Here is an 18,146-nt window from a genome sequence, read left to right as displayed (position 1 = left end):
GACTCCTCGGAAATGTAACCGAAACGCGGATACACGAAGGGCACCGCGTTGTCACGCGATGCCCTCCCGTTTTCCCAAGATTGGGTAAATATAATCAGCCCTTGGCGACGGCTGCGACTTCGGCTGCGAAATCGCTTTCTTCCTTCTCGACGCCATCGCCGAGCAGCAGGCGAACCATGCCCGTCACTTCGATGGAAGCACCGGCTTCCTTTTCGGCTTCCTTGACAGCAGCGCCGACAGTCAGGTCCGGGTTGATGACGAAAGCCTGCGACAGAAGGGCGACTTCTTCGAAGAACTTGCGCATACGGCCATCGACCATCTTTTCGATGATGGCTTCCGGCTTGCCGGATTCGCGGGCCTGTTCGATGAAGACGTTGCGCTCGCGCTCGGCAACGGCGGCGTCGACTTCTTCAGCGCGGATGGCGAGCGGGTTGGTCGCAGCGATGTGCATGGCAACCTGACGGCCGATGGAGTTCAGAACGGCCTTGTCGCCTTCCGACTTCAGGGCAACGAGAACGCCGAGCTTGCCGATGCCGTCGCCGGCAGCGTTGTGGATGTAGGTCGCAACAACGCCGTGCGGAACTTCGAGCGCTGCCGAGCGGCGGAGCGTCATGTTCTCACCGATGGTGGCAATCGCGTCCTTGATGCTGTCGGCAACGGACTTGCCGGTTGCCGGATAGGTGGCAGCGGAAACAGCGTCAACGGTGCCGTTGGTGGTGAGGGCAACCTGGGCGATACCGCGGATGAGGTCCTGGAACGCATCGTTACGGGCAACGAAGTCGGTTTCGGAGTTCAGCTCAACGACGACAGCCTTGTGACCCATGGTGGCAACGCCGACCAGACCTTCGGCAGCCGTGCGGCCGGACTTCTTGTCGGCCTTTGCGATGCCCTTGGCGCGCAGCCAGTCGATCGCCGCTTCCATGTCGCCATTGGTCTCAGCAAGAGCCTTCTTGCAGTCCATCATGCCTGCGCCAGACTTTTCGCGCAGTTCCTTCACCATTGCGGCTGTGATTTCGGTCATTGTGTGCCTCTTATCGGTTCGATCGGTCAGCCGGCGGAATTTGCCGTGCCGAAGTTCTGGGTGATGACTGTACCCGGCCGCACACCCTTTGAAACCGGAGAGGATTTCAGGAAAGGGGCATGCGCATTCCCAAGTGCTGCGGCGTCTCCATGCATCGAGATGATGGGTGCCGCTGAAGTATGACAGCGTTATGAAGACTGCCTTCCGTTTCAACCGCATCGGACGCCAGCGATTTCATAAAAACGTGGCGGAGCGCTTGAAACGAACAAGGCCGTCAACCCATTGAAGGTCTTTGACGGCCTTGTCATATCCTGGTCGAGGAGACGGCGACCGAGATCGCCGCCAGACAGGGCCTATATCAGGCGCCAGCCTCGTCTTCGAGAGCGGGCTCGATCGGAGCTTCTTCCGAAGCGCCGATGTCGCGACCGGAAGCGCCCTGCTGACGGGCAATACCGTCGATGGCAGCGCGGGCGATCAGGTCGCAGTAAAGCGAGATGGCGCGCGACGCATCGTCGTTACCCGGGATCGGGTAATCGATGTGGTCCGGATCGCAGTTGCTGTCGATGATAGCAACGACCGGAATGCCAAGACGCTTGGCTTCTTCGATCGCGATCTTTTCCTTATTGGTGTCGATGATGAACATCAGGTCCGGAACGCCGCCCATATCGCGGATACCGCCGAGAGCCTTTTCAAGCTTTTCGCGTTCGCGCTCGAGGTTCAGGCGTTCCTTCTTGGAGTAGCCGGAAGCTTCCGAGTTCAGGATCTCGTCGACCTTGCGCAGGCGCTGGATCGAGTTGGAGATGGTCTTCCAGTTGGTCATCATGCCGCCGAGCCAGCGGGAGTTGACGTAGTACTGGGCCGAACGCTTTGCGCTGTCGGCGATGATTTCCGACGCCTGGCGCTTGGTGCCGACGAACAGAACGCGGCCGCCACGAGCGACGGTGTCGGACACGACCTGAAGGGCGCGCGACAGCATCGGAACGGTCTGAGCCAGGTCGATGATGTGGATGTTGTTACGGTCGCCGAAGATGTACGGCTTCATCTTCGGGTTCCAGCGGTGCGTCTGGTGGCCGAAGTGAACACCAGCTTCCAGAAGCTGGCGCATAGAAAAATCGGGCAATGCCATGCCTTGTTACTCCTTTTCCGGTTTAACCCCCACGAAGCGAACAGCACCGATTTTCATCGATACCACCGGGCGGAACGGACCGGATTTCTCCCGGAACATCCCAAGCTTCGCGTGTGGAATGGTGAGCCGCATACAGTCGCCCGCACGAAAATGCAAGCATTTATGCGAAAAAACCGCAGAAACAGCCGCGTTTCAGCGGACAGGCTTGTTTTCGCAGGTCTCGGGCTTGAGAATATCGAGCTTCGCAAGCTTTCCCGTCAGAACGAAATCGCCGTAATCCATCGTCAGATCGCGGGTGATTCCGTTTTCGTAAAGCTTGAACGACATGCGGTAGATCGGCAGCGCGTCGGTGCCGGTCTTGTCGTTGTAATAGGCGATCGTTACCGGCCAGAATGCCGCCTTGGCGAATTCGCCCGCCTTGCCGGCGTCGGCATCGCCATCCTTCGGCATCTGCGACTTGCCGACGAGGGTGGAGGTGATCAGGCTTTCATCGCCATCGTCCGAACCGTCGAATATGCGGGATTCGAAGATGCGCTTTCCCTGTTTCGCATGTTCTATGACCTGAAACATATGCTGCGTCGGGAATTCGCTGGCGACGAGACTGACCTGGCGGGCATCCGGGCGGGTTAGATCGACCTTCACGCCATCGGTGCCGTCGGTCGCAGCGCCCTGCACTTCCTTGTCCAGCTTGTCGTCGGTGTAGGACTTGGTCTCGAAGGTGAATTTCTTGGCCGTGAGATCCTCGAAGGTCGTGGTCTGCTGGTCGGTCATGCGCACGGCATCGCCGGTGTTGATCTGCGTCACGAAACGGAAATCCGTCTTGTAGCCCTGACAGGCCGAGCCCGTGAATTCATAGACCATGCGGCCCGTCATGCCCTCGATGCCGGATCGATCGGACGCATCCTTGAGTTCGAGATCGTAGACGGCGCGGTGGGCGACGAGATCGGGAACCGTGACCGGCAAGGCATTGGCAGCGTTCGACAGGCCGGTCATAAGCCCTGTTGCGGCAACGAAACCAAGCGTCCTGACAAACATGCAATATCTCCTGTTGGACTCGCCGCTCATATTGTACAAGCAACCGCCCGGCTTTTGGATCAACATCTTCTGAATGCCGGATTCTTGAAGGATTTACAACAAAACCGGAGACGAAAATGTCGGACGTCATCGAAGGCCGCCTCAAGGAACTTGGCTTTACGCTCCCCGTAGCCGCAGCACCAGCCGCAAACTACGTTCCATTCACCATCAGCGGCAATCTGCTTTATGTATCGGGTCAACTGCCGATGGAATCGGGCAAGATTGCGGTGACGGGCCTCGTTGGCCGCGATGTCGACGTGCCAGGCGCCCAGCGCGCGGCCGAATTATGCGCCGTCAACATTCTCGCACAGGTCAAGGCCGCTTTGAATGGCGATCTCTCGAAAATCCGCCGTGTCGTCAAGCTGAATGGCTTTGTTGCGTCGGTTCCGGAGTTCGTGGAACAGCACCTCGTCATCAACGGTGCTTCCAACCTCATTGCCAATGTTCTCGGTGAGCCCGGCAAACACGCCCGCGCCGCCGTCGGCATGGCCTGCCTGCCCTTCAATGCCGCCGTCGAAATAGACGCCATCGTGGAAATCGACGTATGACGCTGAAACTCTCCTGGCTGACAGCTCAGCCCGTCGCCCATCGCGGTTATCACGATCTCAATAAGGCGGTCTGGGAAAATACGCTTTCCGCCTTTTCCCGCGCCATCGAAGCCGGTTTCGCCATCGAATGCGACGTGCAGCTGGCGGCCGACAGTGTGCCGGTGATTTTTCACGACGACGACATGGCCCGCCTGACCGGCATCAAGGGCGATGTGCGCGAACGCACATCCGCCGAGCTGTCGCTTCTTGCCGTCGGCCAGACCGGGGATCGGGTCCCTACCCTCAAGCAGCTTCTCACGTTCTGCGCCGGCAAGGTGCCGCTGGTCATCGAGCTTAAAGGCCGCGCCGGTGAAGGCGTCGACGACGGTTTTGCCGAGGCGGTGCTGGAAGACCTTGAGGACTATAAGGGCCATGTGGCGCTGATGAGCTTCGACCACCATCTGCTGAAGGATTTGAAGGCGGCCGGCTCGCCCTGGCCGCTGGGACTGACGGCCGAAGGCGACAAGCCGGAAGACTTCTTCAAACATGACGAAGCGATGCAGTTCGGGCTCGATTTTATCTCCTATCATTGGGGTCATCTGCCCAACAGCTTCATCGAGGCGCAAAGAAAACTTGGCCTTCCGGTGATTACCTGGACGGTTAGGGATGAAAATGCGCGCGAGACTACCTATAAATATGCGGACCAGATGACATTCGAAGGTTTCGACCCGAGAGAGAACCCGTCCGCCACGGCATGACAGAAGACTATTCCATTCGCGTTGCGCAATCCTTCAGGGATATCGATCCGGAAAGCTGGAAACGGCTTTCCGGAACCTCACGCAATACGTCAGGAAAAACCTACAACCCGTTTATTTCCCATGAATTTTTATCATCCATGGAAGAATCGGGATCGGCGACAGCGAAAACCGGCTGGCTGGGGCACCATCTGCTTCTCGAAAACGCCTCCGGAGCTCTGGTCGGCGCGGTGCCCGCCTATCTGAAGAACCACAGCAAGGGCGAATATGTCTTCGACCACGGCTGGGCGGATGCTTTCGAGCGGGCCGGCGGGCATTATTATCCGAAACTGCAGTGCTCGGTTCCCTTCACGCCTGCAACCGGACCACGGTTGCTCGTCTGCAAGAACGAGGACGAGACACGTTTCAAAGCGCTCCTGGCCTCCGGTCTCGCGCAGGTGACGGAAAAGATCGGCGTCTCGTCGGCACATGTCACATTTCTGGAAGAGAACGATCTCTCCGCCCTTCTGCCGCGCGATTTCCTGCACAGGACCGACCAGCAGTTCCACTTCATCAATGACGGTTATCGCGATCACGGTGATTTTCTCGACGCCCTTTCCTCGCGCAAGCGCAAGGGCCTGAAAAAGGAACGCCGCGCCGCACTCGAAAAGGGCATCGAGATCGACTGGCTGACGGGAAGCGACCTGACCGAGGATATCTGGGACCAGTTCTTCGCCTTCTATATGGATACCGGCAGCCGCAAATGGGGCCGGCCCTATCTGACGCGGGAATTTTATTCACTGATCGGCGAGCGCATCGCCGATGACGTGCTGCTGGTGATGGCGAAACGCGAGGGACGCTATATTGCCGGTGCGATCAATTTCATCGGCTCGGACGCGCTTTATGGCCGCCACTGGGGCTGTATCGAGGATCACCCCTTTCTGCATTTCGAGGTCTGTTACCATCAGGCGATCGATTTCGCGCTTTCCAGGGGACTGAAACGGGTGGAAGCCGGCGCCCAGGGCGAACACAAGCTGGCGCGCGGTTACATGCCCGTCACCACCCATTCGGCGCATTTCATCGTCCACCCAGGCCTGCGCCGCGCCATTGCCGATTATCTTCAGCGCGAGCGCGAGGAAGTCGAGCATATCGGCGATTATCTTGATGAACACACGCCCTTCCGCAAGGGCGAGAGACAGGAACCGGACGTATAGTCCGCCATGAGGAGAGAACACGATGACGGCCAGCGCCTATGACGACAACAATATCTTCGCAAAAATCCTGCGCGGCGAAATTCCGAGCCACAAGCTTTACGAGGACGAGCACACGCTAGCCTTCATGGATGTGATGCCGCAGGCCCCCGGCCATCTGCTGGTCGTTCCGAAAACCGGTTCACGCAACCTGCTCGATGCTGACCCTGAAGTGCTGGCGAGGACCATTCCCGTGGTGCAGAAACTGGCCGTGGCGGCCAAGGAAGCCTTCGATGCCGATGGCGTCTTCATCGCCCAGTTCAACGAACCGGCGGCTGGCCAGACCGTTTTTCACCTGCATTTCCACGTCATTCCGCGCAAGGAAGGCGAGCCGCTGAAGCCGCATTCCGGCGTGATGGCCGATGGCGAGGTATTGAAGGCCCACGCGGAGAAGATAAAGGCCGCGCTTGCTTCGTGATGGTTGCCTAGCACGCGCGTATCCTGCAAAGCGTAGCACATCTCCACGTCGTCACCCCGGACTTGGTCCGGGGTCCAGTGCGATCAAGTCCTTGATCGCGAGAGAGTCTTCTTACGGCGCAGACGCCCATTGACTGGATGCCAGATCGTGTCCGACTGTGTCGTTTCTCATCATTCCACAGGCAGATATGCATTCCGTTCCGGCCAGGGCCAGCCTTCAAGCACCGCCAAATCCGGCCGGAATATTTCCACCTTCAGCGGATAACAGGCCGCCGTATCGCTCGAATGCGTGGCGCTGCAGTCACCGCCCGGGCAGGCGGAAAGCGCGCCGATAAGATCGATCTCGGCAAAAAGCTCCAGATAATCGCCCGGCCGCACCGGGCTCGCCTTCATGAAATATTGGTGTGTGTCGCGGGTGAAACCAGTACACATGAAGACGTTGAGGACGTCATGCACATGCTGTTCCGCCTGCCGGAATGACAGGCCCTTGGCGGAGGCCAGCGCATTGGTCAGATTGGAATGGCAGCAATGGTGGTAGTCGCCGCCGCTCAGGAGCTTATTGGTATAGGGATCGCAGCGTGTGCCGATCACGTCATGCACACCGCCGCCGTCTTCGTCGAAGCCATACCATGACAGCGTATCATGTGTGATCGTCGCCATCGGCCGCAGGGACGGCAGGTTGCTCCACAGCCGGTTGCCGACTGAAACATGGGTGGCGTGCAGGGCACGGGTCTTGCCGCTGAAAAACCGCTCGGTCAGATCATGGGCGTTCCAGAGGTTCAGGTCTCCCACCTGCGCACCTTCAACGCTTACGATGCGAAAGAAATGCCCCTTTGGCACATGAAAGCTGCGGCCGTCACGCGGCGGCACGATGACCTCATCGATTTTTTTCATGCTTCGTTTGGCTTCTTCCAGACGCGCGAGGTCTGGCATTTCAAGCGTCCCGTTCGGATAAACGACAACAGGACGGACGGCGCGGCGTGCGGCGGCGTCGACGGGTTCGGCGGCGGGCATGGGGGTCATGAAATCCTCGGGCAATCAAAATCTCGAGGCGAAATTGCGCCATGCCTGCTCGCCTGACAAGACGGGTTTTTCTTGCGCTCAGGCCAAGTCTTACTTACCCTTGAGGCATCATGAAATTACCGCCGCTCACCACTCTCCGGGCATTCGAAGCCGCAGCCAGAAGAACAAGTTTTTCTCTGGCTGCGCAGGAACTCGGCATGACGGCAACTGCTGTCAGCCAGCACGTGCGCAATCTGGAGGCCTGGCTCGGTGAGGCGCTGTTCGAGCGGCACGCACGGGGTGTGAGGCTTACCCCGGCCGGAAAGGAATTCGGCACGACGGTTTCGACCTCCTTACGCCAGATTGCCTCTGGCGCCGCCCGGATCCGTCAGGGCCATGACCGCATGGTCGTCCGCCTTGCCAGCCTGCCCTCTGTCGTGGCGCATTTTCTGACGCCCCGCTTGCCTCGCTTTCGGGCGCTTTACCCCGATATACAGGTATCCATCAGCTATTCCGGCGCGCATCACGCGATACCAGCCGATCTCACCATAGGACATGGCATCGCATCCGAGGAAAACGCGGTCGCGCTTTTCAGCGCAGAGACACGGCCGACATGCGCGCCGGACTACGTCGCTAAATTCGGTCCTTTCGACAATGTTGACAGCCTGTTACGAACGGAATTGCTGCATGACGACACCGAGGCGGCGTGGCAGGACTGGTTCGCAGCCGGGGGAATATCCCTGCCCGATAACGCCGGTCCGGTTTTCGCGGATTTCAATCTGCTCGTGACCGCTCTCAAAGCCGGTCAAGGCATCGGCCTCTGCCCGACGGCGCTGCTTCACGACGAGATCGCCGAAGGTCAACTGACCGTGCTCTTCGACCGGGCGGCCGATAGGGAGAAATATTACTGGCTGATGGAAGCCGAAGAGATGACGGCACCATCCCGCATCCTGTCGGACTGGCTTCTTGCAGAGGCCCGAGGGAGCGAAATGCGTGGCAGTTATTCCGCCGCGACGATCTGAACACGAGAGGCTGCCGCCTCTTCCATCCGTTCCCTCGCCGACAGCCAGTTGAGCAAGCGGGCGGATGCAGCACAAATGACAACAAAAGCAGCGAGACCACCGAAAACATCCGAAAGATGGTGTCCACCCTGAACAAGAACGGCCAGCGGCATCAAGAGGTTTATCGGCAAGATCACCGCCATCACCGCCCAGTGACGCGGTATGAACCAGACTGACATTGCCGCCATGAAGATGTGAAACGATGGAAAGCCGATCAACCCCAGCACATTTTTAGGCGAAAGATAGACCACTCCCTCCGTTATGAGGCGGTTCAACTCCTGACCGTAGGTATTATCGACGGCCAACGGAATGGCCTGCGATACCCATTGCGGCAATTGCACATAGGCCGAAGGTCCGAATGTCGGCAAGAATATCCAAAAGACGATGCATGCAAATGCACCCAGTACTCCCGTCACGAGGAAATGGTGCAGCATCCGCTCGTTGCCGGTAAATCCAAGCGTCAGGACGATCACCAAAAGCTGCGGCAACGATGAGGCATAGACGAAAAACAGGCCGGTTCCGATCCATGGGTGGGCTGCCGCCCACAGGACGATGCCTGTCCAGCTGTAGCCAAACGCCGCATCCACACTGAAAAGCATATGATCAACCGCCGGAAAGGCCACGGGTAGGAACATGTAGTTGAAAACCGAAGCAACAAGCGTGAACAGGATGAATAACCCGCCAGAAATCAGGGCGGCAGCAATGCGAAGATCGCGCCCGGTAGTGCGATAAACCTGGCCGAGGATAAAAACACCGACGCCTGCCAGAACGCACAGAAGATATCCTGCGTAGTCGAATTGAATGCCTTTGGCCGCAATCAATACCGCATCGACAACGAATAATATGGCGATAATGCCAAGTACAAAACGCTCTGCCGCAAAGAGTCGCATTGAATTGCTGCCCCTGTTTCAATCAGCGGCAAAGTAGGGCAACGGCCTTAATATTCGGATAAAGCGTGCACTAGAAACCGAGCGCGAACAACCCACCCGCCAGAAGCAGGATCGGCACAGCCACGCCGACGATGACCCGCTGGCCTGCCATCAGAAAAGCGATGAAACCGAGTGTGGCAGCGCCGATGCGCAGCCACAGGGGCGATGCTTCCAGCGTTCCGGTTGGAAAGACGATCAGCTTGGCGGTGACGGCCATGACGAGTGCGGTGGCGACCGCCCTTACCCAGTGCAGCGCTTCGGAATCCTCCTTCAGGCGGTTACCGGCGAGAACGCCGAGCCAGCGCCAGAGATCGGTCGCCAGCCAGCCGGCAATCGCGATGAAGAGATAAGGCGCCCACCAATGTTCGGTGATCATGGTTCGCTCTCCGGTGAGACGGGTTTTATCCGACGGCGGAACACGAGGCGGTCGATCAGATAGGCCGCCGTGCCCCCGCCGATCCCGGCATAGAGAATATCGAATTCCGGTGCGATGACCGCGAAGGCCGGCCCGGCGATAACACCGATGACGAAGGCGACCTTGACAACGGAATGACGGGCCGAAGCCCAGATCGATGCCACGAAATAGACCGGCGTGAGAAAAAACAGCACGCCGGCGACAAGCGGCGGAAAGGCGGCGACAACGCCGTAACACAGGCCGACGATGATGGCATTGACCACGGTGAGCGTCATGCCGAAACCGGCGAACCAGGCGGCGCGTGCTTCGCGCGGCACCTTGGAAAGATTTTGCGTGGCAAAAACCCAGGCCGTGATTGCGACGAAGTGGGAGAGAAACAGCAAGATCCATGTCGGCGTCTTCGCGCCGCGCATTTCTGGCACGATGGAGGCGACCATCGGCATCATCCGGACCGAGGACAGCGTCACCGCCAGAAAGCAGGCGGCAAGATTGGCGCCGCCGACCATGGAGCCGATCAGGATCATCTTGGCCGGCAGGGCCCAGATCATCAGCGTCATGAACACGGCTTCACCGCGCGCGACGCCCGATTCCAGCGCGAAAGCGCTGAAACCGACGAAAGATGTCATCAGAATGAGCGAGGGCAGCGAAAATATGCCCCGCATTCCCCGGAAAAACCAGCCGCTCAGGGGGATGGTATCGCTGTCGGCAGTCTGCATTGCTGACCCACTTGTGCATGTCACCCGAAACTGTGCCGTAGCTTCGGGGTAACGTCATGCATAAACAAAAAATGAAACGCGCCGGAGGTATCAGGGAAAACGCGACGCGCTTCATACATGAAAATGCCGGGCTTTCGCCCGGCATCGGTTTATCGGTCGAAGACCTTGGTCATTTCTTCTTCGGCACTTTCGGCACCGCATTGGTCTTGCGCCGTGGCTTGCTGTCCTCGTCCGACTTATCGGCCTCGGCAACAAGGACATCCGCCTCTTCATTGGCCTTCGCCGCCTTGGAAGCGGGTTTCGTTTTGGCCTTCGCCTTGCCGGGCGATTTGGCCGCCTTCAGTTCGGCCTCCGGCTGCGGCTTCACGGGTGCCGTCTCCGGCAGGACCTCGAGTATGAGACCATCGGAGCCGTCATCCTTCTTGCCGACGGTGACGCTGACGACGCCGCCCTTCTTGAGCTTGCCAAAGAGGATTTCGTTGGCGAGCGGCTTCTTGATGTTTTCCTGGATCACGCGCGACAGAGGACGGGCGCCCATCTTCTCGTCGTAACCCTTCTCCGCCAGCCAGGAGATCGCATCTTCATGCAGATCGAAAGTGACGTTGCGTTCGGAGAGCTGGGTTTCCAGCTGCATGACGAACTTCTGCACGACCTTGTGGATGACAGCGGTCGGCAGCGGCGAGAACGGAATGATCGCGTCCAGACGGTTGCGGAACTCCGGCGTGAACAGGCGGTTGATTGCCTCTTCATCTTCACCCGTACGGCGCGAAGAACCGAAACCGATGGCGGATTTCGCCATTTCGGATGCACCCGCATTCGTCGTCATGATGAGGATGACGTTGCGGAAGTCGATCTTCTTGCCGTTATGGTCGGTCAGCGAGCCGTGGTCCATCACCTGCAACAGGATGTTGTAGATATCCGGATGCGCCTTTTCGATTTCGTCCAGCAGCACCACGGAATGCGGATGCTGGTCGACTCCGTCGGTCAACAGACCGCCTTGATCGAAGCCGACATAACCGGGAGGTGCGCCGAGCAGGCGCGACACGGTATGACGCTCCATATATTCCGACATGTCGAAGCGCAGCATCTCGACGCCGAGCGAGGCGGCAAGCTGCTTGGCCACTTCCGTCTTGCCCACGCCCGTCGGGCCGGAGAAGACATAGGAGCCAATCGGCTTGTTCGGTTCGCGCAGGCCCGCACGCGCCAGCTTGATGGCCGTGGCAAGCGCCTCGATGGCGATGTCCTGACCATAAACGACCGAGCGCAGTTCCTTTTCAAGGTTGGCGAGAACCATCTCGTCATCCTTGGAGACCGTCTTCGGGGGAATGCGGGCCATCGTCGCGATGGTGGCCTCGATTTCCCGCTCGGTGATCAGCTTGCGGCGCTTGGAGGCCGGCAGCAGCATCTGCGCCGCACCGGTCTCGTCGATCACGTCGATCGCCTTGTCCGGCAGCTTGCGGTCGGAAATGTAGCGGGCCGACAGCTCGACAGCAGCCTTGATCGCCTCGTTGGAATATCTGAGGTGGTGGTAGTCCTCGAAATAGGGCTTCAGCCCCTTCATGATCGCGATGGCGTCATCGATGGACGGCTCGTTGACGTCGATCTTCTGGAAACGGCGCACAAGCGCGCGATCCTTTTCGAAGAATTGCCGATATTCCTTATAGGTGGTCGAGCCGATGCAGCGGATCGCACCCGAAGACAAAGCAGGCTTCAAGAGGTTCGATGCATCCATCGCGCCACCCGAGGTCGCGCCCGCACCGATGACGGTGTGGATTTCATCGATGAACAGAACCGCGCCCGGATATTCCTCAAGTTCCTTGACGACCTGCTTCAGCCGCTCTTCGAAATCGCCGCGATAGCGGGTGCCGGCAAGCAGCGTGCCCATGTCGAGCGAGAAGATGGTGTCATTGGCGAGCGCTTCCGGCACCTTGCCTTCAACGATGCGCTTGGCGAGACCTTCGGCAATCGCCGTCTTGCCCACGCCCGGATCGCCCACATAAAGCGGGTTGTTCTTGGAGCGGCGGCAGAGGATCTGGATCGTGCGGTTGACCTCGTCGTGGCGGCCGATCAGCGGGTCGATCTTGCCGTTTTTCGCCTTTTCATTGAGGTTGATGCAGTAAGCCTTCAGCGCATCCTGCTGCTTCTTGGCGGACGATCCGTCTTCCTCGGGATTGCTGCGGCTCGCCTTGTTTTCGCTTTCCGGTTCATCGGCACCGCGCGGCGTGCGCGTCTGCGACGTGCCGGGGCGCTTGCCGATGCCGTGGGAGATGTAGTTGACCGCGTCGTAACGGGTCATCTCCTGCTCCTGCAGAAAATAAGCGGCGTGGCTTTCGCGCTCGGCGAAAATGGCCACAAGCACGTTCGCGCCGGTCACTTCCTCGCGGCCGGACGATTGAACATGGATGACGGCCCGCTGGATAACCCGCTGGAAGCCGGATGTGGGTTTGGAATCCTCGTCATAACCCGTGACGAGGTTCGTCAGTTCATTGTCGACGTAATCGCTGACAGTCTTGCGAAGCGCATCGAGATCGACATTGCAGGCGCCCATGACGGCTGCGGCATCCGCGTCGTCGATCAGCGCCAGAAGGAGATGTTCCAGCGTCGCATATTCGTGGTGACGCTCATTTGCAAAGGTCAGTGCCTGGTGCAGCGCCTTCTCGAGACTTGGGGAAAAAGTTGGCACGTTGCGATCCTCATTTCTTTTCCATGACGCATTGCAGCGGATGCTGGTGCTGTCGGGCGAAATCCATGACCTGGCTTACTTTCGTCTCTGCGACCTCATATGTAAACACCCCGCATTCGCCCACGCCGTGCTGGTGCACGTGCAGCATGATGCGGGTTGCCGCTTCGCGATCCTTCTGGAAAAAACGCTCCAGAATGTGGATGACGAATTCCATGGGAGTGTAGTCGTCATTCAGTAAAAGAACACGGTACAAATTCGGTCTTTTTGTTTTTGGCTTGACGCGGGTGATAACAGACGTTCCGCGGTTGGTGCCGCCGCCGTCTTCCCCTTCGCCCTCGCCCTGCATGTAGATCGGCCTAGCGATCATCTTTCATCATTCTCCAAACCGTTCTCAAACCGACAGTTCTTTGCCAGGAGGGAGAACTTCGCCTCTTCATATCTAGGTCGTTAAGACGCGATTTTAAGCCCCTTGCGAAACGGTGCAATCACTATTGCGTTTGCGAAGAGGCAAACCTCGGGAAAAGTGCGGATATGGAGGCAGCCAGGGCGCAGGAAGACACGGACCAGCAGTAGCGGCGCATTTTTCAGGCCTGATGCAATGGATGCGACAGGTCGCGGCGCAGTCCGAATCCGGTTCGCCGCCGCCCTTACTCCTTGTCGTCGAGCATTTCGCGAACGGCGATGGCGAGCTGCTTGAGCGAGAAGGGTTTCGGCAGGAAACCGAACTTGGCGTCGGCCGGCAGGTTCTTTGCGAAAGCATCCTCGGCATAACCCGAAACGAAGATGAATTTCAGGTCCGGATAGGACTTTCGCAGTTCCCTCAGCAGCGACGGACCGTCCATTTCCGGCATCACGACGTCGGAAACGACGATGTCGACCTTGCCTTCCAGCTCCTCCATCACCTCCAGGGCTTCGGTGCCGGACCCGGCCTCGTGCACGGTGTAGCCGCGGGTTTCCAGCATGCGCTTGCCGCCGCGCCGCACCGCTTCCTCATCCTCCACCAGAAGCACGACGGCGGATTTGCCGGTGAGATCCAGCGGCTCTTCCTTAACCGGCTCGGCTGCGATGACCGGAGCAAGCGCCGCCTCGCCGGACTGCCCGTTGCTCTGAACGGCCTCCACCACATGGCGCGGCAGATAGATGCGGAAGGCGGTTCCCTTGCCCACTTCCGATTCGGGATAGATATAACCGCCCGACTGCTTGACGATGCCATAAACCATCGACAGGCCAAGGCCGGTGCCCTTGCCGACTTCCTTGGTGGTGAAAAAGGGCTCGAAAATCTTGTCCATGATCTCGGGCGGAATGCCCGTGCCGTTATCGGCAACTTCCACCATCACCATGTCCTCGGCCGGGAATTCCGGACGGCCAAGCGCTGCGATTTCCTTCGCGTCGACGTTGCGCGTCCTGATGGTGATCTTGCCGCCGTCGGGCATGGCGTCGCGTGCATTGACGCAGAGATTGATGAGCACCTGCTCGAATTGCGACAGATCCGTCTTCACCGGCCATAGATCGCGGCCGTAATCGACCTCCAGCTTGACATTGGTGCCGGAAATAAGCCTGTCCACCAGCATGCGCAGATCGCCAATCACATCCGTCAGGTTGAGGATGGCAGGACGCATGGTCTGCTTGCGCGAGAACGCCAGAAGCTGGCGCACCAGCACCGCCGCGCGGTTGGCGTTGCGCTTGATCTCCATGAGGTCGGCGAAGCTCGGATCGGCAGGCCGCGCCTGTAGCAGCAGATGGTCCGACGACAGCAGGATGGCGGTCAACACGTTGTTGAAATCGTGGGCGATGCCGCCCGCCAGCGTGCCAACGGCATTCATCTTCTGCGTCTGCGCCATCTGGGTCTCGAGCGCCTTCTGCTCGGTCACTTCTATGGCATAAACGATAGCCACCTCTTCCGGCGCTTCATCGTCCTGATCGATGACGGCGTTGACGTAGAAGCGGAAATGCCGGCCCTCGTCGCTCGGGTGGCGGGAATCGAAAGGCGCTATATCGCCCTGACGGTCCTTGGCTTCGGCCAGCGCCTGTTCGAGCCGCGGCTTCTCATTGTCATGGATGACCGTCTCAAGCGCCACGCCGCGATCGATATCATCGCGTCCGACAACGCCGGAGAACAATTTCAGGAAGGGCGCGTTGATGCGCAGGATGCGGCCTTCGCCGTCGAGCGAGGCAATCGCCATCGGCGTGTTGTTGAAAAAGCGGGTGAAACGCATGGCGGAGGAGGATTCCGTATCCTCCTGCCCCTTTGGGCGCATCAGGACGATGGTGCGGCTCTCGCCGGGCGCGCCATCTTTCGAGGTGACCTGATGCACGAGGCGGGCCGGCATGCTCTGGCCGTTCACCCGTCGCATGTCGAGATCGAGGATTTCAGTGCGCTTCGCCGTGCCCTGCGGGTGCACCGATTCGATCAGCGCCATGCCCTCGCCGGCGACGATATCGGAAACGGTCATCGAACCGGGCGAAAACTGCGCCAGATCGATGCCGAGCCATTCCGACAGGGTGGCGTTCAGATAAACGATCTCGCCCTTGCGCCCGGCGGAAAAGAAACCGGCCGGGGCGTGATCGAGGTAATCGATGGCATTCTGCAATTCGCGGAAAAAGCGCTCCTGATCCTCGCGCTCGGGTGTGATGTCGGCGATCTGGAAGACATGCAGCCCCTCGCCGCCCGCGTCCTTCAGGACCCGGCCCTTCAGCCTGTACCAGTGCGGCCCGGTGTTAGCGTCCTCACCCAGCGGTTTGAGCAAGCGGAACTCTTCGTAACCGTCGCGGCCTTCGCGCAACACGTTGATGAGCCGGTAAAGCGCCTCGGTCGATTCCCGGCTGCGCGACAGGAGCGTTTCGAGACTCTGGATATCGCTCGCCTTGGTGGTGCCGCTCATCCGGCAATAGGTGGCATTGGCATAGACCATATGCCCCTTGGCGTCGGTGATCAGCGTGCCTTCGGGATGAGCCGAGAGAAACCGGCGGGCAAGCCCGTCGGATTGCGACTGCGGCATGACCTCGATGAAACCGATAATCGACGAGACCAGAAAGAAGATGCCCATCATGGCCAGCACGCCGAGAATGCCGAGCACGATTTCGTTTTCGAGCGAATCCTTGAAATAGACGAAGGCGGCAGCGGCGGCGATCAGAACCAGCGCCAGAAGCAGAATGCGCAGGACCGTGCCGGAACGGGCGCGCCTGTCCACCAGCGGAAGGTCGTTGTCGCTTGTCTCGCGCACCCGTGTCATCTTGGCCTCGCAGTCGTGCAGGTCGTCATTCGGTCAGCCCTATTTCCCTGACGGAATCGGGCAGTAAAATTTCTTGTAGCAACTCGCTTGACCGGCAAAAAGCTCCGCCAGGACACAAAGGCTTAAAAACGCACAGCGAAAACGGCCTGAAAGGTGTATAAAAGCCTTAAAAGACTACGGCCTGGTACAGGTCAGCTCCTTCACCTGACATTGAATGCGCGGCGCGGAACAGACGATCTTGCCGTCAGCGACGGTGCAAACCGAGCATCCGTCCGTGAAGTCGACGCAGGAAGGATTGTCGCGCACGAACTCCGCCATGGTCGCGGCGTTGTCCGGCACCTTTTCTTCGGCCCCGTCTATCGAATACGGAAACGCGAAAAACGGTGGCAACAGCAAAACGACACGCATCAAATGCCGTGCGGAGGAGCCGTCAATGCGCAATGACTGGAACATTCCGGAACGCTCCTTCGGCAAAAGAATTGCAACTTTCACTGTCTTTCAGCATTGAAGGACGAGATATGGCGCTTTGGTGGCGTCGTTACGGTTGAGGCGGCAATCCTGTGGGGCGAAATGAATAAACCTTGTATCGCGCCCAAAAAAATCGTCTTTTCCTGCTTGACGTTCACTTTATAAGAACCACGGCAATATTAATTGCCCAAGAAACGAAAAAGCCAGAAAATCTGAAGGGATGATCTCCATGATGGAAGATTTTATCGGCGCTTATGGAAACCGTCTCATCGTCGCTGTCGTCGGTGTGGGTGTGGCCCTGCTTGTTCTGGCGATTGCGCTGTGGCTTCTGCGCAGGCGCAGCGGTTCTGCCCCTTTCATCCGCGGCGGGCGCAACCGGCAGCCGCGCCTGCAGGTTCTCGATGCAACGGCCGTGGACGCACGCCGCCGTCTGGTGCTGGTGCGCCGTGACAATGTCGAGCATCTCGTCATGATCGGCGGCCCAACGGATATCGTCATCGAAAGCGGTATAGGCGCGATCCCCATTGTCAGGGACGTGCAGGAGCCGGAATTGAAGGCGCTGCCGCGCCACGAAAGCGAGCAGAAGAGAGCCGAGCCCGCGATCAAGCAGGAGCGTCGCTCCGCCCTGCCGCAACAGCAGCCCGTTGTGGCTGCGGCTCCCGTTTCCGTGCCTGAAGAACCCGTCAAGCAAGCACAGCGGCCGGAGCCGCCGGCACCTGTGGCGTCCCCGCGTCCAGCACCCGTTGCGGCGGCCGCCGCTCAGGTTCCGCCACGCCCATCGACCCCGCCGCAACCCGTACCCACGCCTTCTACGGCGCGCGAAACCGCGCCGCCGGCAAGACAGGCGGCACCCGAGCGGGAGATAGCGCGCCCCACGCCACCGCCAATACCGGTTGCAGCGGCTCCGGTCGCTGCGGTCTTGCCCCTGGCGGCGGCATCGCTCGATATGGCTGCGGCCCGAACGGAACCCAGGCGTGCCGAGCCCGTCGTGCCCGCTCCGGCTCCGGCACCGGTCGCACCGCCGATCCCTGCACAGGCGCCGTTAGAGGCAAAGGCGGAAGAACGGACTGCGGAATTCGCTCCGCCGGTCTTTGCCGCGCGCGAGCCGGTGATCGACCAATCCATCGCCGCCGATTTTCTCGACGCCGCACGGGAGCGCGTTCTTCCCGACCTGAAGCCGGGACAGACAACGCCGCCCGCACCTTTCCCGCCCAAGCCTGAAAATCCGGCTGTGGCTTCGAACGACGCTGAGCCGAAATTTTCCGACGAGCTCGCCAGTGATTTCGAAAGCTTCCTTGAGGCGGAGATCGCCAAGAGCAAGGAGGCGGATAACGAACCGTCCATCGCCCCTGTCGCGGAAAAGCAGATCAAGCCGCAGCCAGCTTCCCCGCCTGTCACCGGCGCTTCACCGGATGGAGACATGCAGAAGGAAATGGCGCGTATTTTCGGAGAGCTTTCCGTGACCCGCGACCGCTGACGCGCGCGGGTCT

The 18,146-nt window shown here is 59.5% G+C and carries 17 protein-coding genes; 7 read left to right on the top strand and 10 right to left on the bottom strand.

The window, feature by feature from the left end; genetic code table 11:
• Positions 1 to 94 precede the first annotated feature (94 nt).
• The 3 genes from tsf to PIB16_RS05050 form a co-directional block, all read right to left on the bottom strand.
• Positions 95 to 1,021, bottom strand: coding sequence for a translation elongation factor Ts (gene tsf, locus PIB16_RS05060; RefSeq protein ID WP_003521408.1), 927 nt, complete (start codon positions 1,019 to 1,021; stop codon positions 95 to 97).
• Positions 1,022 to 1,379: 358 nt separating this feature from the next.
• Complete coding sequence (gene rpsB / locus PIB16_RS05055) at positions 1,380 to 2,147, bottom strand: 30S ribosomal protein S2 (RefSeq protein WP_003496241.1); 768 nt, start codon at positions 2,145 to 2,147, stop codon at positions 1,380 to 1,382.
• A gap of 192 nt (positions 2,148 to 2,339) precedes the next feature.
• Positions 2,340 to 3,182 carry a cell envelope integrity EipB family protein gene (locus tag PIB16_RS05050; protein ID WP_003521409.1) on the bottom strand — a complete coding sequence of 281 codons (843 nt, stop codon included), beginning with the start codon at positions 3,180 to 3,182 and terminating at the stop codon, positions 2,340 to 2,342.
• Between the two features lie 116 nt (positions 3,183 to 3,298).
• Between PIB16_RS05050 and PIB16_RS05045 the strand changes: the two genes are divergently transcribed.
• From PIB16_RS05045 to PIB16_RS05030, 4 genes are read left to right on the top strand one after another with little or no spacing between them, the layout of a single operon-like run.
• A complete protein-coding gene (locus tag PIB16_RS05045; protein WP_065653929.1) occupies positions 3,299 to 3,769 on the top strand; it encodes a RidA family protein in 471 nt (156 codons plus the stop codon).
• Positions 3,766 to 4,506 (top strand): glycerophosphodiester phosphodiesterase, encoded by a 741-nt coding sequence (locus PIB16_RS05040; protein WP_065653930.1) that lies wholly within the window; start codon positions 3,766 to 3,768, stop codon positions 4,504 to 4,506. The genes PIB16_RS05045 and PIB16_RS05040 overlap by 4 nt, the downstream gene beginning before the upstream one ends.
• Positions 4,503 to 5,696 carry a GNAT family N-acetyltransferase gene (locus tag PIB16_RS05035; protein ID WP_271045104.1) on the top strand — a complete coding sequence of 398 codons (1,194 nt, stop codon included), beginning with the start codon at positions 4,503 to 4,505 and terminating at the stop codon, positions 5,694 to 5,696. Before PIB16_RS05040 ends, PIB16_RS05035 begins: the two co-directional genes overlap by 4 nt.
• Positions 5,697 to 5,718: 22 nt before the next feature.
• Positions 5,719 to 6,150, top strand: coding sequence for an HIT family protein (locus PIB16_RS05030; protein WP_003496252.1), 432 nt, complete (start codon positions 5,719 to 5,721; stop codon positions 6,148 to 6,150).
• 170 nt (positions 6,151 to 6,320) lie between these two features.
• On the opposite strand, the gene PIB16_RS05025 is transcribed toward PIB16_RS05030, so the two are convergent.
• Positions 6,321 to 7,172, bottom strand: a complete 852-nt coding sequence (locus PIB16_RS05025; RefSeq protein WP_271045103.1) for an urea carboxylase-associated family protein — start codon at positions 7,170 to 7,172, stop codon at positions 6,321 to 6,323.
• 110 nt (positions 7,173 to 7,282) lie between these two features.
• Here PIB16_RS05025 and PIB16_RS05020 point away from each other — a divergent pair, with 110 nt between their 5' ends.
• A complete protein-coding gene (locus tag PIB16_RS05020; protein ID WP_271045102.1) occupies positions 7,283 to 8,173 on the top strand; it encodes a LysR substrate-binding domain-containing protein in 891 nt (296 codons plus the stop codon).
• Here the strand turns inward: PIB16_RS05020 and PIB16_RS05015 are convergent.
• The 6 genes from PIB16_RS05015 to cckA all read right to left on the bottom strand — a co-directional run bounded on the left by PIB16_RS05015 (position 8,152) and on the right by cckA (position 16,188).
• A complete protein-coding gene (locus tag PIB16_RS05015) occupies positions 8,152 to 9,102 on the bottom strand; it encodes a phosphatase PAP2 family protein (protein WP_271045101.1) in 951 nt (316 codons plus the stop codon). The two genes, PIB16_RS05020 and PIB16_RS05015, sit on opposite strands and share 22 nt — an antisense overlap.
• Positions 9,103 to 9,172: 70 nt before the next feature.
• A complete protein-coding gene (locus tag PIB16_RS05010) occupies positions 9,173 to 9,517 on the bottom strand; it encodes an AzlD domain-containing protein (RefSeq protein ID WP_198939204.1) in 345 nt (114 codons plus the stop codon).
• Positions 9,514 to 10,272, bottom strand: coding sequence for an AzlC family ABC transporter permease (locus PIB16_RS05005; protein WP_065653935.1), 759 nt, complete (start codon positions 10,270 to 10,272; stop codon positions 9,514 to 9,516). The genes PIB16_RS05010 and PIB16_RS05005 overlap by 4 nt, the downstream gene beginning before the upstream one ends.
• Before the next feature lie 169 nt (positions 10,273 to 10,441).
• Positions 10,442 to 12,955, bottom strand: coding sequence for an ATP-dependent Clp protease ATP-binding subunit ClpA (clpA, locus tag PIB16_RS05000; RefSeq protein WP_065653936.1), 2,514 nt, complete (start codon positions 12,953 to 12,955; stop codon positions 10,442 to 10,444).
• 10 nt (positions 12,956 to 12,965) lie between these two features.
• Positions 12,966 to 13,322 (bottom strand): ATP-dependent Clp protease adapter ClpS, encoded by a 357-nt coding sequence (gene clpS, locus PIB16_RS04995; protein WP_003521420.1) that lies wholly within the window; start codon positions 13,320 to 13,322, stop codon positions 12,966 to 12,968.
• 280 nt (positions 13,323 to 13,602) lie between these two features.
• On the bottom strand, positions 13,603 to 16,188 hold the full coding sequence (cckA, locus tag PIB16_RS04990; RefSeq protein ID WP_271045100.1) for a cell cycle histidine kinase CckA: 2,586 nt from the start codon (positions 16,186 to 16,188) through the stop codon (positions 13,603 to 13,605).
• 214 nt (positions 16,189 to 16,402) lie between these two features.
• On the opposite strand from cckA, the gene PIB16_RS04985 reads away from it, so the two are divergent.
• Both PIB16_RS04985 and PIB16_RS04980 read left to right on the top strand, forming a co-directional pair.
• Complete coding sequence (locus PIB16_RS04985; protein WP_271045099.1) at positions 16,403 to 16,696, top strand: hypothetical protein; 294 nt, start codon at positions 16,403 to 16,405, stop codon at positions 16,694 to 16,696.
• Between the two features lie 180 nt (positions 16,697 to 16,876).
• Positions 16,877 to 18,133 carry a flagellar biosynthetic protein FliO gene (locus PIB16_RS04980; protein ID WP_271045098.1) on the top strand — a complete coding sequence of 419 codons (1,257 nt, stop codon included), beginning with the start codon at positions 16,877 to 16,879 and terminating at the stop codon, positions 18,131 to 18,133.
• Positions 18,134 to 18,146: the final 13 nt, after the last annotated feature.

The organism is Agrobacterium sp. ST15.13.015 (assembly GCF_027871645.1).
In the GTDB taxonomy this organism is placed as follows: Bacteria; Pseudomonadota; Alphaproteobacteria; order Rhizobiales; family Rhizobiaceae; genus Agrobacterium; species Agrobacterium leguminum.
Note: the sequence above shows the minus strand (reverse complement) of the source record. Positions and strands in the feature narration are given on the sequence as shown.

What these genes read in the sequence shown, in the direction of transcription:
- PIB16_RS05045 (WP_065653929.1), top strand. Translation starts at nt 3,299, where the DNA reads ATGTCGGACGTCATCGAAGGCCGCCTCAAGGAACTTGGCTTTACGCTC.
- tsf (WP_003521408.1), bottom strand. Translation starts at nt 1,021, where the DNA reads ATGACCGAAATCACAGCCGCAATGGTGAAGGAACTGCGCGAAAAGTCT.
- rpsB (WP_003496241.1), bottom strand. Translation starts at nt 2,147, where the DNA reads ATGGCATTGCCCGATTTTTCTATGCGCCAGCTTCTGGAAGCTGGTGTT.
- clpS (WP_003521420.1), bottom strand. Translation starts at nt 13,322, where the DNA reads ATGATCGCTAGGCCGATCTACATGCAGGGCGAGGGCGAAGGGGAAGAC.
- PIB16_RS04985 (WP_271045099.1), top strand. Translation starts at nt 16,403, where the DNA reads ATGCGCGGCGCGGAACAGACGATCTTGCCGTCAGCGACGGTGCAAACC.
- PIB16_RS05025 (WP_271045103.1), bottom strand. Translation starts at nt 7,172, where the DNA reads ATGACCCCCATGCCCGCCGCCGAACCCGTCGACGCCGCCGCACGCCGC.
- PIB16_RS05030 (WP_003496252.1), top strand. Translation starts at nt 5,719, where the DNA reads ATGACGGCCAGCGCCTATGACGACAACAATATCTTCGCAAAAATCCTG.
- PIB16_RS05040 (WP_065653930.1), top strand. Translation starts at nt 3,766, where the DNA reads ATGACGCTGAAACTCTCCTGGCTGACAGCTCAGCCCGTCGCCCATCGC.
- PIB16_RS05035 (WP_271045104.1), top strand. Translation starts at nt 4,503, where the DNA reads ATGACAGAAGACTATTCCATTCGCGTTGCGCAATCCTTCAGGGATATC.
- PIB16_RS05005 (WP_065653935.1), bottom strand. Translation starts at nt 10,272, where the DNA reads ATGCAGACTGCCGACAGCGATACCATCCCCCTGAGCGGCTGGTTTTTC.
- PIB16_RS04980 (WP_271045098.1), top strand. Translation starts at nt 16,877, where the DNA reads ATGATCTCCATGATGGAAGATTTTATCGGCGCTTATGGAAACCGTCTC.
- PIB16_RS05050 (WP_003521409.1), bottom strand. Translation starts at nt 3,182, where the DNA reads ATGTTTGTCAGGACGCTTGGTTTCGTTGCCGCAACAGGGCTTATGACC.
- PIB16_RS05020 (WP_271045102.1), top strand. Translation starts at nt 7,283, where the DNA reads ATGAAATTACCGCCGCTCACCACTCTCCGGGCATTCGAAGCCGCAGCC.
- PIB16_RS05015 (WP_271045101.1), bottom strand. Translation starts at nt 9,102, where the DNA reads ATGCGACTCTTTGCGGCAGAGCGTTTTGTACTTGGCATTATCGCCATA.
- PIB16_RS05010 (WP_198939204.1), bottom strand. Translation starts at nt 9,517, where the DNA reads ATGATCACCGAACATTGGTGGGCGCCTTATCTCTTCATCGCGATTGCC.
- cckA (WP_271045100.1), bottom strand. Translation starts at nt 16,188, where the DNA reads ATGACACGGGTGCGCGAGACAAGCGACAACGACCTTCCGCTGGTGGAC.